Source organism: Rhodoluna sp. (genome assembly GCF_044239955.1).
Taxonomy (GTDB): Bacteria; Actinomycetota; Actinomycetes; order Actinomycetales; family Microbacteriaceae; genus Rhodoluna.
This window is the reverse complement of sequence record NZ_JBIIAL010000003.1, coordinates 36,706-51,341: the sequence shown is the minus strand read 5'-3', so window position 1 is coordinate 51,341 and position 14,636 is coordinate 36,706. Positions and strand designations below refer to the sequence as shown.

Here is a 14,636-nt window from a genome sequence, read left to right as displayed (position 1 = left end):
AAGATGCAAATCGACTGGGAGCTACTTCGCACCGAGGCTATTGCAGCAATGCAAAAAGCGTACGTTCCGTACTCGAAGTTTCCAGTTGGCGTTGCAGCTCTAACAGAAGACGGTCGAATAGTTTCGGGCTGCAACATCGAGAATGCTTCCTACGGTGTCACCTTGTGTGCGGAGTGCTCCATGGTCAGCGACCTATTTAGAACTGGCGGAGGCAGGCTAGTTGCTTTTTACTGCGTCGACAAGCACAACAACATCTTGATGCCGTGTGGCAGATGCCGTCAGCTACTCTACGAACACTCGGCGCCTGGAATGTTGCTGGAAACTGTTTCAGGCATCAAAACCATCGATGAAGTTATTCCAGACGCTTTTGGGCCTAGAGATCTGGATGCTAGAGCTTGAGCACTTTTGATGCCGTTGACCTGATTATTGCTAAACGCGAGAAGCAGGAACTTTCAACAGAAGCTATTGATTGGCTAATTGCGAATTACACCGCAGGTGTGGTGGCGGACGAGCAAATGTCAGCGATGGCTATGGCCATCTTGCTAAATGGCATGAATGGCCGCGAGATCAAAGATCTCACGATGGCCATGATTGCATCCGGTGAAAGACTCAACTTCGAATCCCTTGGTGTTCCAACCACCGATAAGCACTCAACCGGTGGAGTTGGTGACAAGATCACATTGCCACTGGCACCACTGGTAGCAGTATTCGGTGTTGCTGTGCCGCAACTATCTGGTCGAGGATTAGGTCACACTGGCGGAACTCTAGACAAGCTCGAATCAATCCCTGGCTGGAGAGCAAACCTATCCAATCAGGAAATGACCAAGCAGCTTGCTGAGGTAGGCGCGGTTATCTGCGCCGCTGGATCAGGTTTAGCTCCTGCGGACAAGAAGCTTTACGCGCTGCGGGATGTGACCGGAACCGTGGAGGCAATTCCGCTGATTGCCTCTTCAATCATGAGCAAAAAAATTGCTGAAGGAACTGGCTCACTTGTCTTGGATGTGAAGGTCGGTTCTGGCGCATTCATGAAGGATTTTGCAAGAGCCAGGCAGCTCGCGGAGGTTCTAGTTCAGCTCGGTAAAGACGCTGGTGTGAACACGTCAGCGCTACTGACTGACATGTCAACACCTCTTGGACTAAAAGTTGGCAATGCGCTTGAGGTTGAAGAATCTGTTGATGTGCTGGCTGGCGGTGGACCATCGGATGTAATCGAGATAACAGTTGCTCTGGCCACCGAGATGCTCAATCTTGCGGGAGTCAAAGATGTTGATGTTGCGGCTGCTTTGAATGATGGTCGTGCGATGGATAAGTGGCGCGCAATGATTAGCGCGCAAGGTGGAGATCCAGACGCCAAGTTGCCAGTAGCGAAAGAAACCCAAACGGTGGTGGCACAGTCTGACGGAGTGATTTCAGAACTAGATGCACTAGCTGTCGGACTTGCTTCCTGGAGGCTTGGTGCCGGAAGGGCAAGAAAGGAAGACCCGGTTCAGTTTGGAGCCGGAGTTACCTTGCATGCACAACTTGGAGACACAGTCAAAAAAGGCGCTCCGCTATACACCTTGCATACCGATGAACCAGGCCGCTTTACCCGGGCCGCCGAGACCATCGCGAAAGCTTATAAAATTGAGGCTCAAGCTCAAGTGACGCGAAAGCTGATACTTGATCGAATATCTAACTAGTTGCTTTGACAAGGAAAAACCACAATGGCCACAAACATCAAGGCACTGCCTAAAATCTCTCTTCACGATCATCTAGATGGTGGTCTAAGACCACAGACCATGATTGATTTGGCTGACAAGATTGGCCACAAACTTCCAGCAACGGATGCAACCGAACTAGGAAACTGGTTCTTCGAATCCGCTGACTCGGGTTCACTAGAGCGCTACCTAGAAACTTTTGATCACACCACTGCCGTTATGCAGACCGCCGAAGGTCTTTCTCGCGTGGCAAAAGAGTTTGTACTTGATTTACATGACGACGGTGTGATCTACGGTGAAGTTCGCTGGGCACCAGAGCAGCACCTATCAAAGGGCCTAACTCTAGATGAAACAGTCGAGGCCGTTCAAGATGGCCTTGAGCAGGGAATGTCGGAAGTTGAAGCAGCCGGAGGTTTCATTAGAACCGGACAGCTGGTCACCGCCATGCGTCAAAACAATCGCGGTATGGAAATTGCGGAGCTAGCTGTCCGCCACCGCGACAACGGAGTGGTTGGTTTCGACATTGCAGGACCTGAAAAGGGATTCCTTCCGGTCAATCACAAAGCAGCCTTCGAGTATCTTGCGGAGCAACTGTTTCCAATAACAGTTCACGCTGGAGAAGGCGATGGAGTTGAGAGCATCAGGGATGCAATCGTTTCCGGCAGGGCGCTTCGACTAGGTCACGGCGTCAGGTTGATTGAGGACGTTATGTTCTCTCGCGCAGAGGGCGACACCGATGTTGTTGTCCTTGGCGAGGTAGCCGAGTGGGTGCACGATCGAGGAATTGCTTTAGAGCTTTCGCCTTCATCGAACCTGCAAACTGGAGCTATTTCTATGCTTGGAGAAACCATGTCAGATCACCCATTTGATATCTTGTATGAACTTGGTTTCAAGGTCACGGTCAACACCGATAACCGCCTTATGTCTAGAACCACACTCACCCGTGAGCTTGAACTTCTCATGAGCACTTTTGGTTACTCTCTGGCTGATCTAGAGCAGTTCCAGCTAAATGCTGCTGAGGCATCTTTCCAAGCACTTGATGACCGTGAAGAACTCATCGACATGATTAGCGAGGGTTTCGCTAACGCTTAGCGGGACTTTTTTGGTAATGCTCTAGAGGTATAGGCTAGATAAATGTCACTTCCAAATCCTGGTGAAAGCCCAAGAACTGAGATAAATCGCCTAAAGCAGCGCTCTGTTTCAGATCGCGATGCGATGTACCAGATTTTGGATTCGACTATCTTGTGCCACATCGGATACGTGGAAAGCGGACAACCCTATGTTTTGCCATACGCATTCGTGCGTGATGGCGACAGAATTCTCATCCATGGTTCATCTGGAGCCAGGTTCATGCGCGAACTGGCTAGAGGTGCACCCACTTGCATCACGGTTACAAAACTAGATGGCCTCGTGCTTGCCAGGACAACTTTCGATTCGAGCATGAACTATCGATCAGTTGTGATTTTGGGAACCGCAGAAGAAGTCACCGGAGATGACAAGAATGAACTTCTTGAAAAGGTAAGCGACGGACTAGTGCCAGGTAGAACCCTAGAGGTTCGAAAGTCAACCAACAAGGAACTAGCAGCCACAACTTTGCTTTCGATTTCGCTTGCTGAGGCCTCGGTTAAAATCCGCTCAGGCATGCCTCACGACGACGAGGGAAGTGGAACGGGTGTATGGTCTGGGGTCATTCCACTTCATCTAGTTGCCGGTGAGCCAATTCCCTCCGACGAGGAATCACAAAAGCTTCCGATTCCACAAAGTGTAAAAGAATTTAGGGCTAACCCAAAGGGTTAGTTCAACACTTGCCGCATGGCGGCTTCTAGTTCAGCAAGAAGTTTTTGGGACTGAGCTTCGTTATCTGAAACGGCCTGCAGGTAGCACTTGAGCTTTGCTTCAGTACCAGAAGGTCTAACAATCACAGTTCTACCATCTTGGAGCTTGAACCTAAGTGCATCGGTTGCAGGTAGCGAACCAGAGCCCTTGTTCATATCCTCAAAGACCGCATCTACTCCCGCTATTTGTGCAGGGGGATTGGTACGAAGCTTATTCATCAGGTTGGCAATAACAGTCAAGTCAGTTACTCGAATGGATATCTGTCCTGTTGCGAAGTAACCATAGCGCTGCATTAGTTTGTCTAGCTGGTCTCCAAGGGTGTAGCCCTGATTGGCCAGCGCGGAGGCGATGTCGGCAACAATCAGCGCAGCGGATAGTCCGTCTTTGTCTCGAACCTGACCCCAGTCAACGCAGTATCCAAGCGCTTCTTCGTAACCAAAGATCAGGTTCGGAACCCGGCTTACCCACTTGAATCCAGTGAGGGTCTGCTCGAATCCAAAACCGTAATGCTCTGCAACTTTACTCAACGCAGAGCTAGAAACAATCGAGCACGCTAGTGAGCCCGTTCTACCCTCACGAGAAGCGCGTGAAGCCATTTCCTCGCCAAGAATCAAACCAAGTTGATCTCCTGTTAACTGCTGGTAACCACCATCAGCTTTTTTGAAAGCCACGGCTAAACGATCGGCGTCTGGATCGTTCACTAAAACTAGGTCAGCATGCTGATCTTCCGCCGTGGCTAAGGATGCATCCATCGCGCCAGGCTCTTCGGGATTTGGAAACGAAACGGTTGGGAACTTGCCATCAGGATGCTGCTGCGAAAGAACCTGTGCGGGCTGCGCTAAACCCGAAAGCTTGAAGATCTCTTGAATAAAGCTTGCTCCAACACCGTGCATGGCTGAGTAAACAATCTTGATGTCTTTTCTTGTTGAGTGCTTATTCAAAAGCCCACTGACTGACTGCAAGTAACCGGATCTAACACTTACAGGAACTTGCTCGAAAGAATCAGAACGCGCAAGAGATAACACCGACCCTGATTGGGCAAACTCGTCAATGTGTTTTGCAATTTCCAAATCCATTGGAGAGATAATCTGTGATCCGCTGAAATCGTAGACCTTGTAGCCGTTATCGCCAGGTGGATTATGTGAAGCGGTCACCATCACCCCAGCAGAAGCTCCTAAGCTTCTCACAGCGTAGGCAACCAGTGGGGTTGCGGCAAGTTCTGGAAACAGGTGAGCCCTTATTCCAAAGCCTGCAAAAATCTGGGCTGAATCCTTGGCAAAGACGTCTGAGTTTTTTCTCGCGTCGTAGCCGATCACTACGCTCGGGTCATCGAAGTTTTCCTTGAGGTACTTGGAGATACCGGCCGCGGCCTGAGCCACCAAAACTCGGTTCATTCGGTTTGGTCCTGCGCCCAGTAGACCACGAAGCCCCGCGGTTCCAAAGCCAATTCTTTGACCAAATCGGTCCGCTAGGGCCGCTTCATCAGATGCGGATATGAGCTTTTCGAGCTCAGCAATGGTTTCCGCATCAGGATCTTGAGCAATCCAGCTGCGTGCTTGTTGAATCAGAGTTTCTAGCTGGGTCATATCTTTTTGATGATTGCTGCAAGCAAAGCGCTAATTCTTGGCTCTGCATCGCGTCCGGCCTCGAGCACCTCAGCGTGAGATAGGGGAGTCTTCTGAATTCCAGCAGCGAGATTGGTCATAAGAGAGAATCCCAGAATTTCCATTCCAGCTTGACGTGCCGCAATTGCCTCGAGTGCTGTTGACATACCAACCAGGTGACCACCCATGTGCTTTACCATTTGGACCTCAGCCGGTGTCTCATAGTGCGGACCTGTGAACTGGGCATAGACGCCTTCATCCAAACTCGCGTCTACTGTTCTTGCCAGTTCACGCAATCTCTTGGAGTAAAGATCAGTTAGGTCAATAAAGGTTGGTCCCTCGAGTGGACTTGAAGCGGTTAGGTTGATGTGATCGCTAATTAGTACTGGTGTCCCAGGCTTCCAAGTGTCTTTTATTCCACCACAGCCATTTGTCAAAATCATTGTCTTTGCACCGGTAGCAGCTGCGGTTCTAACCCCGTGCACGACCCGACGAACCCCGTGACCTTCATAGAAGTGAGTTCTTGCTCCAAGAACCAAAGCGTATTTTCCACTAGGAAGTTTGATTGAACGTATCGAGGCCACGTGGCCCTCTACAACCGGAGCCGAAAAGCCAATGATGTCCTTAGCGGGAACGCTGGCAACTTCTTCACCGATTAGGTCGGCAGCTTTTGCCCAGCCAGAACCGAGAGTGAGTGCGATGTCGTGAGTTTCGATTCCAGATGCTTCACGAATCTGATCGGCAGCCTGCTTGGCGATTTCAAAAGGATTATTGCTTGGCATTTCTAGTGGATTAGTCATGGTTTTCAGTCTAGCTGTCGAGGGCTGAAGGGTAATGAGGCCCTAAATACATGGCATGAACAACCCAAACTTCGATTAGTCCTCGAACTCGATCAATACTGTTCCAGAGGGAACAGTCTCACCAACGGCTATCTTCACGGTCTTGATTACGCCATCGCGTGGCGAGGAAATTGACTGCTCCATCTTCATGGCTTCAAGCACCAGAAGCTGCTCACCTTCAACCACTTTGTCGCCGGCACTAACAGCTAGCTTCACCACGGTTGATTGCATGGGTGCCTTAATCAATTTGTCACCGGCACCACTTGATCCGTGATGTGAAGAGATCTTTCTTTTTGGTGCGCGGCCCCCGGTTGCGCCACCGCTAGCGCCTTGCAGCACTCTGGCAGGAAGGCTCACTTCAATTCGCTTACCGTCAACTTCAACGACCACACTCTTACGAGAGTTTGAAAGCTGATCGATTGGATCCGCCTGACCACCCCATGGCTCTAAATCGTTTATCCATTCTGTTTCTATCCAGCGGGTATAAACACCAAATTTTCCATCACTTGCAATAAAAGCCGGGTCATTAACTATTTTGCGATGGAAAGGAATAACTGTCGGCAAACCTAGAACCTGCAACTCGGCAAGCGCTCTCCTTGATCGCTCAAGTGCTTGAGTGCGGTCTTTTCCGGTGACAATTAGTTTTGCAATCATCGAGTCAAAGTTTCCAGAAATTGAATCGCCTGATTCAACACCGCTGTCGACTCGAACCCCTGGACCACCAGGAGCTCTGAACACGTGGACTGAACCAGGAGCCGGCATAAAGTTTTGCCCCGGGTCCTCGCCGTTGATTCGAAATTCGAAACTGTGGCCGACTACCTCAGGGTCTGGGTAATCGATTAGTCCGCCCTCGGCCATGCGGAATTGCTCCCGCACTAGATCCAGCCCGGTTACTTCCTCTGACACCGGGTGCTCTACCTGCAGTCTGGTATTTACTTCAAGAAAAGAAATAGTTCCGTCTTGGGCTACCAAGAACTCGCAAGTGCCAGCTCCGATGTAACCAACTTCCTTAAGAATTGCCTTAGAAGATTCGTAGAGCTTCTTGGTTTGCTCGGCAGTTAGAAATGGCGCAGGAGCTTCTTCAACTAGCTTCTGGTGCCTGCGCTGTAAGGAGCAGTCCCTGGTTGACACAACCACAACATTGCCTGCGCTGTCAGCTAGGCACTGCGTTTCAACATGGCGAGGCTTTTCGAGATATTTCTCGACAAAGCACTCACCCCTACCAAAAGCAGCAACGGCTTCTCTGGTGGCTGATTCAAATAGCTCGGCGACTTCAGACTCTTGATAGGCGACTTTGATGCCTCGGCCACCTCCACCATAGGCTGCCTTGATAGCAACCGGTAAACCGTGCTTGGCAACGAAGTCAAGTACTTCTTGGGCGTTTTCAACTGGGTTCAAAGTTCCAGGGGCTAGCGGTGCACCAACTTTTTCGGCGACATGCCTTGCTGAGACTTTATCTCCAAGCCGTTCAATAGCTTCCGGGGTTGGACCAATCCAAGTCAGACCAGCTTTGCTAACCGCCCTTGCAAATTCTGCATTTTCTGCCAAAAAACCATATCCGGGATGAACAGCGTCGCAATTAGATCTTTTTGCAATTGAAAGAAGCTTCTCAATGACTAAATATGTTTCAGCGGAGGTTGTTCCGTTTAGGGCGTAGGCCTCGTCAGATACTCGAACATGTAAGCTGTCGCGATCTTGATCTGCATAGACTGCAACGGATGTTATTCCGCTGTCCTTTGCAGCTCTGGCGATGCGAACGGCGATCTCGCCACGGTTGGCGATGAGTACTTTTTTAATCAATCCGCTCATAAGACAGAATCCTATTGGCTATTGATGCCTCAAAATTGGCCCTTGGCGACAAACAAACGCCTGAAACCCTGTGGTTAGCGCCAAAGACCGGTGTATTCAACTCCAAGTTCGCGGGTTAGCGCTCTCAAAACGCCAAGCGATAAGCCAACCACGGTATGAGCATCACCTTCGATACGTTCTATAAACGCCCCACCGATTCCATCGATAGTGAAGGCTCCCGCAACCTTCAAAGGCTCACTCGTTGCAACGTAAGCTTCAATTTCCGCGTCAGTGATGTTGGCAAAATAAACCTTGGTCGAGCTGGTTTTCGAAACAACAGTTGCCGAAGCTGGGTCTCGATTATCAATCAAGCAATGCCCGCTATGCAGCACACCATAGTTTCCTCGAAGTTGCTTCCAGCGCTCGATAGCAACCTCCGGTAGGTGCGGCTTACCAAGTGTGGACCCTTGGAACTCAAGGGCCGAGTCACCCCCGAGCACCAAGGCTCCAAAAGTTTCCGATAAGCCAACTACTGATTTAGCCTTGGCATCTGCAAGATACTGAACCAGCTGAGCCGTGGAGTGATTTGGATTACCGGCTTTGAACTGATCCGAGAGTGCTTTTTCATCAGCGGTTGGGACAACTACCACTGGATCAATCCCTGCAGCCTTGAGTAGGGAATACCTAGCGGGGGAGCTAGAAGCCAGGACTAATCGGGTCACGGATAAAGACTACTTGGAGCTGTGGAACACTTGTCGAATGAGTAAAACTGAGAATTGGCTAGACCGAGAAATTGAGCTGGATATCGAAAAGGTCGCCCACGGCGGTATTTTCGTTGCAAGGCACGAGGGTCGAGTGGTCTTTGTTTCTCACACCGCCCCTGGGGAAAAAGTACGCGCCAAGGTTTTTGAAGACAAAAGCGGATCTTTCTGCCGCGCAGAGACAATTGAGGTTCTAACTGCCTCTGACAAACGAGTCCCACACATCTGGAAAGAAGCCGACCGACTTGGCGCCGGCGGCGCTGAGTTTGGACACCTAGCACTGGAATTCCAGAGGCAGCTAAAAACGGATGTTCTGGAAGAGTCGCTATCTCGAATGGCGGGAATCAACCAGCGAATTCAAGTCATGCCCGTTCCAGGTGACGATCTGACTAATGGGCTGGGCTATCGAACCAGAATTCAACTGCACGTTTCCGACGAGGGTGTGGCGGGGCCTTACAGGGAGAGATCGCACACTGTTGTTCCAGTGAAGTCACTGCCTCTGGCGGTAGCCGAAATAAACGAACTGGGTGTTCATCTAAAGAATTGGCAAGACGTGAAGCGCATTGAAATCTCCACTGCATCAACCGGCGGAATTCAGTGGTTTATAGATAAGAAAATCAAGGGAGACAAGAGACTCACTGAGCGGGCTCTTGGTAGAAGTTTCAGAATCTCAAGCGGAGGTTTCTGGCAAGTACACAGGGGAGCCGCCGAACTGCTCGCCTCCGAAATCGTTGAGCTGTCTGAAGGCCTTGACCTCGAAGCAAACAACTTGGATCTCTATGGAGGTGTGGGTTTATTTTCTGGGGCGCTCGCGACCAAGTACGGTAAAAAGCTAAACATCACAACCGTCGAGTCATCAAAGGTGGCAACCAGTGACGCTTCTGCCAATCTGGTGGACCTTGCTAAACATAAAGCGGTAGCTGCTCCGGTAGAGGGCTTCTTGAAACTGCAAATCAAACAGGGTTTAGAGCTGTCTGGAGCAACCGTGATTCTCGATCCACCAAGAGCAGGTGCGGGCAAACAGGTAGTTGACCAGCTGACATTCTTGAAGCCTAAGAAAGTCATCTACGTCGCTTGCGACCCGGTGTCATTGGCCAGGGATCTAAAAACATTTACAAATTCTGGATACAGGGTCGAAACTATTCGCGCTTTTGACCTCTTTCCTCACACCCACCATTTCGAAACCGTGGCTAGTCTGGTTCTGGAATGACAAAAGTTTCTAGCGTTTCCTCTATTACGGGAAATCAAGAAGTAAGCGTGATCATCATCGATGATCACGAAGCAATTCGTCTAGCCCTGGCCACAGTTTGCGAGCAGAACAATTTCAAACTTCTTGCGTCAACCGAGTCGGTAGGAGAGGCTCTTAGCTCAACAACAGGCAAATCCCCTGATGTTGCAGTGCTAGATCTCTCGCTTGCGGATGGGTCGAAAGTTGAAGAAAACGTAAAGCACCTGGTTGAAAAAGGTATCGCGGTTCTAGTTTTTAGCATCGCAGACAAAGCTCAGCTTGTTCGAGCTGCACTCAAAGCCGGTGCTGCGGCCCTTGTTCCTAAGTCTCACAGCATGAGTGAGTTGGTGGAGGCAATACGTATGGTGGCAGCCGGGATGCTTGTTAACAATCTACAAACTACTGCCGCCATTGATGCAGATCAAGATTTCACCAGCGCAAAGCTCTCTCCAAGAGAGCAAGAAGTGCTTTCGCTTTACGCCTCCGGACTAGCTTTGAAGCAAGTGGCATACAGCCTCAACATCACTGTCAGCACCGCCAAGGAACACATAGATAGAGTTCGCAACAAGTACGCAACTATCGGAAGACCGGCAGTGAATAAGACCGAACTGTTACTTAGGGCAATTGAGGATGGCTTGATTGAGGAAGGAAACCTGTAATTGGACCTCAAAAGACCCGTTCCGACAAAAAGCTATTCAGTAAATCGAGTAAACCAGCTAATCGCAAGCATTTATTCATTTTTGCTCGTTGCTGTAGTTTCTGAAGCTTTGGTAAATGGCTTTAGTCAGCTGGAGCATCTAAACCCCTTGGTATTCGCAATATCTGTTGCGCTGGTAGTTTCCTTAGTTATTGGATTCTTGATTAGTCACTTTTCTTTTCGAGCGTCAAATTTTTGGTTTCGAGCTATCCCAGTTTTAACTCTTGTGCTGTTAGTAACTTGGCCACTTCATTACGATGCGTCAACTGAATTACCCGATTCTTTCAAGCCATGGATTTGGTGGCTTCTAGGAATAGCGTCAGTTGCCGCGGGAACCTCGTTTCGTTTTTGGCTAGGCGTTTCGTACATTGTTGTTGTTTCCCTGGGTTGGATAGCGTTGAGGGTTTCCCCGAGTGCAGGTTCGGGCGAGTTACTGCTGGCAATCCAGGACTCGTTGCACTTGTTTGTTTTGGCTGCAATCGCCACAGTAATGGCAGCAGCTGTGAGGTGGCAGGCAGCTAAAACAGACTTTGCTAATGAAGAATTGATTGCCAGCAGCGTTAAAAGTGCCCAGAGTCAGGCGGTGGAGTTAGAGCAATCAAGATTGGACGCTCTGGTTCACGACAGCGTTCTAACAACTCTGTTGGTTGCCTCTAAAACCCAAACCCCCGAAGAAATACTTCTTGCGAGCGAGTCGGCAACTGTGGCACTCAGAAAGTTGGACTCCGATAACGCTTCAACCGAAATTGGTTCTGCGATTACGCAGGTCAGTTTCTTTGAGGCACTTCGAAATAGAATTCGCGAAGTTTATCCAAGTTTTGAAGTGTCACTTCAGCAAACTAACAACTCACTACTTCCGCAACTTGTTTCAGAGGCACTAACCGAAGCAACACTTCAAGCAGTTGACAACTCAAATAAACACGGAGGTGGCTTTGCAAAAAGAAGCGTTTCGCTTCAAGGCCAGGGAAAAGGTTTGAAGATTGTTATCAGCGATACCGGCAAGGGGTTTCGACCCTCAAAGATCCCCAAGGACCGTCTAGGAATTCAGCTATCCATAATTGGTCGGGTGAAATTTGTGGGCGGTCGAGTATTCATTAGATCCGAACCTGGCAAAGGTACAGACGTGGTACTGGAGTGGAGCCCGAGTGTTTAGGCTTCCACTGCCGCTAGTCCAAGTTATCGGTGCGTTATTGGTTCTCAACCCTGCCGTTAGCGCCCTAATTGGATTTAATCGCTACGACAACTGGGTGTTTGCCTCGGTGGCTATCGTTATCTATGTATTTGTGGCTTTGATTTCAGTTTTTTACTATGTAAACCGAGAGATGCCGGCTCTTATGGCATGGATAAATCTCTTAGTTGTTGTGATCGTTCCCCAGCTAATCCACGAAGCCATCGATGTGGTAACCGTGGACTCTCAAACAAGCTGGTACGTATCCGGGCTAGGTGCTCTATTAGCCGTTACTGCCATCAGGGGCCAGCAGGCAGTTTCTTGGATAGGTGCTTCAGTTTTGTCGCTAGAAGTTTTGGTCTGGGGAGGAACTGGAGCTCTTTTCAACAGCGGGCTAGCTGGAGCCATGAGCTTAGTAGTGGCAGCCAATGTGCTCTCTTACGCACTTTCTAGCATTGAGCGCGAAACAAAAACATACCTGGATAAATCAATCGAGATTGAAGCTGCCGCAGCTATTGAGTCTGCAACTCGCATGGAGAGATCAATAAGACTAGCTGAGACCCTAAGAGTCTCGTATCCACTGCTGCAGAAAATTGCAGCTGGTCCATTGGATGAAGAATCCAAACAAGAGGCAAAACTATTGGAGGCGCGGTTACGAGACAGTATTAGAGGTCGAGAACTTATCGATGCAAATTTGCAGCAAGCTATCAGGGCCGCTCGCCTACGAGGGATTGAAGTGGTCGTCTTGGATGAAGGAGGGCTTTCATCGCTGGCTGAGAATTACAAAGTAGAAATCCGCCAAAGGTTCGCAGCTGAACTTGATCAAGTTTCTACTGGAAGAGTAACAATTCGTTCACCTCGCGGCGGAAAGATAAATGCAACCTTTGTTGCCTCCAGACCAGGGGCCGCAACACCAGATGTGTTTTTGAAGCTTTAATTAAATTGGAGAACCCGGGCTGTATACAGGCCCGGGTCTCAACCCCCAAACCATTCAAGCTTTCCCCTGATAGCTACTACCGAATGGTTCTTCTCTTAACCTAGTTAAAGTCCAAGCCAGCCACAGCTAAATACTCATTTTGGTCCGTCCCCACTTTGGGGGACTAAATCTCACCCTTGAAATCGGAGCGCCACTCCAAGTCTCCGGTGTTGTTGCCATCTCGAAGTATCTGTGGCCCTCTTGCCCAATTGGGCTCGGCTTGCGTGGCTTTAGTCATGGTGCTGGCGTTTTCGCTCAAGACGGCAACCACAGCTGCTAGCTCGTTCGCAGTTGGATTTCCAGAAATCACTTCCAGCTCAGCAGCCAGGTCTTCGTTGTCAGAATGTGGCATTAGAGCGGGATGTTTCCGTGCTTTTTAGGCGGTAGCGATGCTCGCTTAGTGCGCAGAGCTCGGAGAGCTTTGATGATTGAGATTCTGGTGGCTGCTGGTTCAATTACTCCATCGAGCTCACCTCGCTCAGCGGCCAAAAACGGTGAAGCAACGTTATAGGTGTATTCAGCAGCGAGCTCGGCACGAACTTTGGCTATGTCTTTACCGGCTGCTTCTGCTTCCTTGATCTTGTCGCGGAACAAAATGTTCACCGCACCTTGCCCGCCCATAACTGCAATTTCAGCGCTTGGCCAAGCCAAGTTGATGTCAGCACCAAGTTGCTTTGATCCCATAACGATGTATGCACCACCGTAGGCCTTCCGGGTGATGACAGTGACTAGCGGAACGGTAGCTTCTGCGTAGGCATACAACAGCTTTGCCCCGCGGCGGATAACTCCGGCCCATTCCTGATCGGTGCCAGGAAGATATCCTGGAACATCCACCAGGGTGACAATCGGAATAGAAAACGCATCGCAGAAGCGAACAAATCTTGCAGCTTTTTCACCGGCGTCAATGTTCAGTGTTCCTGCCATCGCCGAGGGCTGGTTGGCAATTATTCCAACGCTTCTGCCATCTACCCTGGCAAAGCCAATCAAGATGTTTGGCGCGAACAGTGGCTGAACTTCCAAAAAGTTTGCCTCGTCCACCAGGTGCTCTATTACGGTGCGCATGTCATAGGGCTGATTTGGTGAGTCAGGAATAAGCGTGTTTAGTTTCTTATCAAACTCGGTAATTTCAAGCTCGGAGTTGGAGTCATAGACAACTGTTTCTGCCAAGTTGTTTTGTGGCAGGAAGCTAAGCATGTTGCGCGCGTAGTCGAGAGCGTCATCCTCGTCGTTGGCCAGGTAGTGCGCGACACCGGATGTTTCGTTGTGAGCCCTGGCTCCGCCGAGCTCCTCCATACCAACTTCTTCACCGGTTACGGTCAAAATAACATCGGGACCGGTAACAAACATGTTTGAGGTTTTATCAACCATGATCACAAAGTCGGTCAACGCGGGGGAGTAAACAGCTCCGCCGGCGGCAGGACCCATGATGATCGAAATCTGAGGAATGACTCCAGAAGCCATGGTGTTTTTTCTAAAGATCTCTCCGTACTTACCAAGAGCCACCACACCCTCTTGGATTCTGGCTCCACCAGAATCCAAAATGCCAATGATTGGTACCCCTGTTGAAATGGCTAGATCCATAATCTTGATGATCTTGTTTCCTGCAGCTTCACCAAGCGATCCACCAAATACTGTGAAGTCCTGGGAGTAAACAGCAACTTGTCTGCCGTGAATAGTTCCAAATCCAGTTACTACTGAGTCGCCGTAGGGGCGATTGACATCCATGCCAAACGCATTGGAACGATGGCGAACAAACTCGTCTACTTCAACAAAAGAGCCCTTATCCAAGAGGATGTCGATTCTTTCGCGAGCGGTCTTTTTTCCCTTGGCGTGCTGCTTTTCTACCGCAGCATTACCATTGGTGTGAACTGCTTCGTTGTAGCGATGCCTGAGGTCTTCGATTTTGCCGGCAGTTGTGGAAAGGTCTGGTTCTAAACGCTTTTCAGTCAATGTCTCTCCATGTGCTTTCTCGGCAGTATCGGACCAACTTTATAGGAGGTATAAGTTGATGTTATTGCAGCTTTACGCAGAGATTATTTCCA

Annotated in this window: 14 protein-coding genes; 8 read left to right on the top strand and 6 right to left on the bottom strand. The window is 49.7% G+C overall.

Translation table 11 applies throughout. The annotated features are described in order from the left end of the window. Nucleotides 1-3: 3 nt before the first annotated feature. Genes AC9UFE_RS02295 through AC9UFE_RS02280 form a run of 4 tightly spaced genes read left to right on the top strand, consistent with a single transcriptional unit; the run spans nucleotide 4 to nucleotide 3,494 of the window. Nucleotides 4-399 (top strand): cytidine deaminase, encoded by a 396-nt coding sequence (locus AC9UFE_RS02295; RefSeq protein WP_509523279.1) that lies wholly within the window; start codon nucleotides 4-6, stop codon nucleotides 397-399. Continuing rightward, nucleotides 396-1,679, top strand: a complete 1,284-nt coding sequence (locus tag AC9UFE_RS02290) for a thymidine phosphorylase (RefSeq protein WP_509545365.1) — start codon at nucleotides 396-398, stop codon at nucleotides 1,677-1,679. Before AC9UFE_RS02295 ends, AC9UFE_RS02290 begins: the two co-directional genes overlap by 4 nt. A gap of 24 nt (nucleotides 1,680-1,703) precedes the next feature. Further along, complete coding sequence (locus AC9UFE_RS02285) at nucleotides 1,704-2,789, top strand: adenosine deaminase (RefSeq protein ID WP_509523281.1); 1,086 nt, start codon at nucleotides 1,704-1,706, stop codon at nucleotides 2,787-2,789. Nucleotides 2,790-2,831: 42 nt separating this feature from the next. After that, a complete protein-coding gene (locus AC9UFE_RS02280) occupies nucleotides 2,832-3,494 on the top strand; it encodes a pyridoxamine 5'-phosphate oxidase family protein (protein WP_509545364.1) in 663 nt (220 codons plus the stop codon). Here AC9UFE_RS02280 and AC9UFE_RS02275 read toward each other — a convergent pair. From AC9UFE_RS02275 to AC9UFE_RS02260, 4 genes are all read right to left on the bottom strand, one after another. Beyond that, the gene (locus AC9UFE_RS02275; RefSeq protein ID WP_509545363.1) at nucleotides 3,491-5,119 is read right to left on the bottom strand and encodes a phospho-sugar mutase; all 1,629 of its coding nucleotides are present in this window, start codon (nucleotides 5,117-5,119) and stop codon (nucleotides 3,491-3,493) included. The genes AC9UFE_RS02280 and AC9UFE_RS02275 overlap by 4 nt on opposite strands. After that, nucleotides 5,116-5,937 carry a purine-nucleoside phosphorylase gene (locus AC9UFE_RS02270; protein ID WP_509545362.1) on the bottom strand — a complete coding sequence of 274 codons (822 nt, stop codon included), beginning with the start codon at nucleotides 5,935-5,937 and terminating at the stop codon, nucleotides 5,116-5,118. The genes AC9UFE_RS02275 and AC9UFE_RS02270 overlap by 4 nt, the downstream gene beginning before the upstream one ends. Nucleotides 5,938-6,012: 75 nt before the next feature. Continuing rightward, entirely contained in the window at nucleotides 6,013-7,785 is a 1,773-nt protein-coding gene (locus tag AC9UFE_RS02265; RefSeq protein WP_509545361.1) for an acetyl/propionyl/methylcrotonyl-CoA carboxylase subunit alpha, read from the bottom strand. A gap of 74 nt (nucleotides 7,786-7,859) precedes the next feature. After that, nucleotides 7,860-8,486 (bottom strand): Maf family protein, encoded by a 627-nt coding sequence (locus tag AC9UFE_RS02260; protein WP_509545360.1) that lies wholly within the window; start codon nucleotides 8,484-8,486, stop codon nucleotides 7,860-7,862. A gap of 37 nt (nucleotides 8,487-8,523) precedes the next feature. On the opposite strand from AC9UFE_RS02260, the gene AC9UFE_RS02255 reads away from it, so the two are divergent. Genes AC9UFE_RS02255 through AC9UFE_RS02240 form a run of 4 tightly spaced genes read left to right on the top strand, consistent with a single transcriptional unit; the run spans nucleotide 8,524 to nucleotide 12,555 of the window. Next, the gene (locus tag AC9UFE_RS02255; protein ID WP_509545359.1) at nucleotides 8,524-9,735 is read left to right on the top strand and encodes a class I SAM-dependent RNA methyltransferase; all 1,212 of its coding nucleotides are present in this window, start codon (nucleotides 8,524-8,526) and stop codon (nucleotides 9,733-9,735) included. Then, on the top strand, nucleotides 9,732-10,412 hold the full coding sequence (locus AC9UFE_RS02250) for a response regulator transcription factor (RefSeq protein WP_509545358.1): 681 nt from the start codon (nucleotides 9,732-9,734) through the stop codon (nucleotides 10,410-10,412). The genes AC9UFE_RS02255 and AC9UFE_RS02250 overlap by 4 nt, the downstream gene beginning before the upstream one ends. Beyond that, on the top strand, nucleotides 10,413-11,603 hold the full coding sequence (locus AC9UFE_RS02245) for a sensor histidine kinase (protein ID WP_509545357.1): 1,191 nt from the start codon (nucleotides 10,413-10,415) through the stop codon (nucleotides 11,601-11,603). It begins immediately after the preceding gene. Next, on the top strand, nucleotides 11,596-12,555 hold the full coding sequence (locus AC9UFE_RS02240) for a hypothetical protein (RefSeq protein ID WP_509545356.1): 960 nt from the start codon (nucleotides 11,596-11,598) through the stop codon (nucleotides 12,553-12,555). Before AC9UFE_RS02245 ends, AC9UFE_RS02240 begins: the two co-directional genes overlap by 8 nt. A 163-nt stretch (nucleotides 12,556-12,718) precedes the next feature. Here the strand turns inward: AC9UFE_RS02240 and AC9UFE_RS02235 are convergent, their stop codons facing one another. Continuing rightward, nucleotides 12,719-12,946 carry an acyl-CoA carboxylase subunit epsilon gene (locus tag AC9UFE_RS02235; RefSeq protein ID WP_509545355.1) on the bottom strand — a complete coding sequence of 76 codons (228 nt, stop codon included), beginning with the start codon at nucleotides 12,944-12,946 and terminating at the stop codon, nucleotides 12,719-12,721. Beyond that, nucleotides 12,946-14,544 carry an acyl-CoA carboxylase subunit beta gene (locus AC9UFE_RS02230; RefSeq protein WP_509545354.1) on the bottom strand — a complete coding sequence of 533 codons (1,599 nt, stop codon included), beginning with the start codon at nucleotides 14,542-14,544 and terminating at the stop codon, nucleotides 12,946-12,948. The genes AC9UFE_RS02235 and AC9UFE_RS02230 overlap by 1 nt, the downstream gene beginning before the upstream one ends. Between the last annotated feature and the right edge of the window lie 92 nt (nucleotides 14,545-14,636).

What these genes read in the sequence shown, in the direction of transcription:
- AC9UFE_RS02265 (WP_509545361.1), bottom strand. Translation starts at nt 7,785, where the DNA reads ATGAGCGGATTGATTAAAAAAGTACTCATCGCCAACCGTGGCGAGATC.
- AC9UFE_RS02235 (WP_509545355.1), bottom strand. Translation starts at nt 12,946, where the DNA reads ATGCCACATTCTGACAACGAAGACCTGGCTGCTGAGCTGGAAGTGATT.
- AC9UFE_RS02250 (WP_509545358.1), top strand. Translation starts at nt 9,732, where the DNA reads ATGACAAAAGTTTCTAGCGTTTCCTCTATTACGGGAAATCAAGAAGTA.
- AC9UFE_RS02275 (WP_509545363.1), bottom strand. Translation starts at nt 5,119, where the DNA reads ATGACCCAGCTAGAAACTCTGATTCAACAAGCACGCAGCTGGATTGCT.
- AC9UFE_RS02255 (WP_509545359.1), top strand. Translation starts at nt 8,524, where the DNA reads ATGAGTAAAACTGAGAATTGGCTAGACCGAGAAATTGAGCTGGATATC.
- AC9UFE_RS02295 (WP_509523279.1), top strand. Translation starts at nt 4, where the DNA reads ATGCAAATCGACTGGGAGCTACTTCGCACCGAGGCTATTGCAGCAATG.
- AC9UFE_RS02285 (WP_509523281.1), top strand. Translation starts at nt 1,704, where the DNA reads ATGGCCACAAACATCAAGGCACTGCCTAAAATCTCTCTTCACGATCAT.
- AC9UFE_RS02270 (WP_509545362.1), bottom strand. Translation starts at nt 5,937, where the DNA reads ATGACTAATCCACTAGAAATGCCAAGCAATAATCCTTTTGAAATCGCC.
- AC9UFE_RS02280 (WP_509545364.1), top strand. Translation starts at nt 2,832, where the DNA reads ATGTCACTTCCAAATCCTGGTGAAAGCCCAAGAACTGAGATAAATCGC.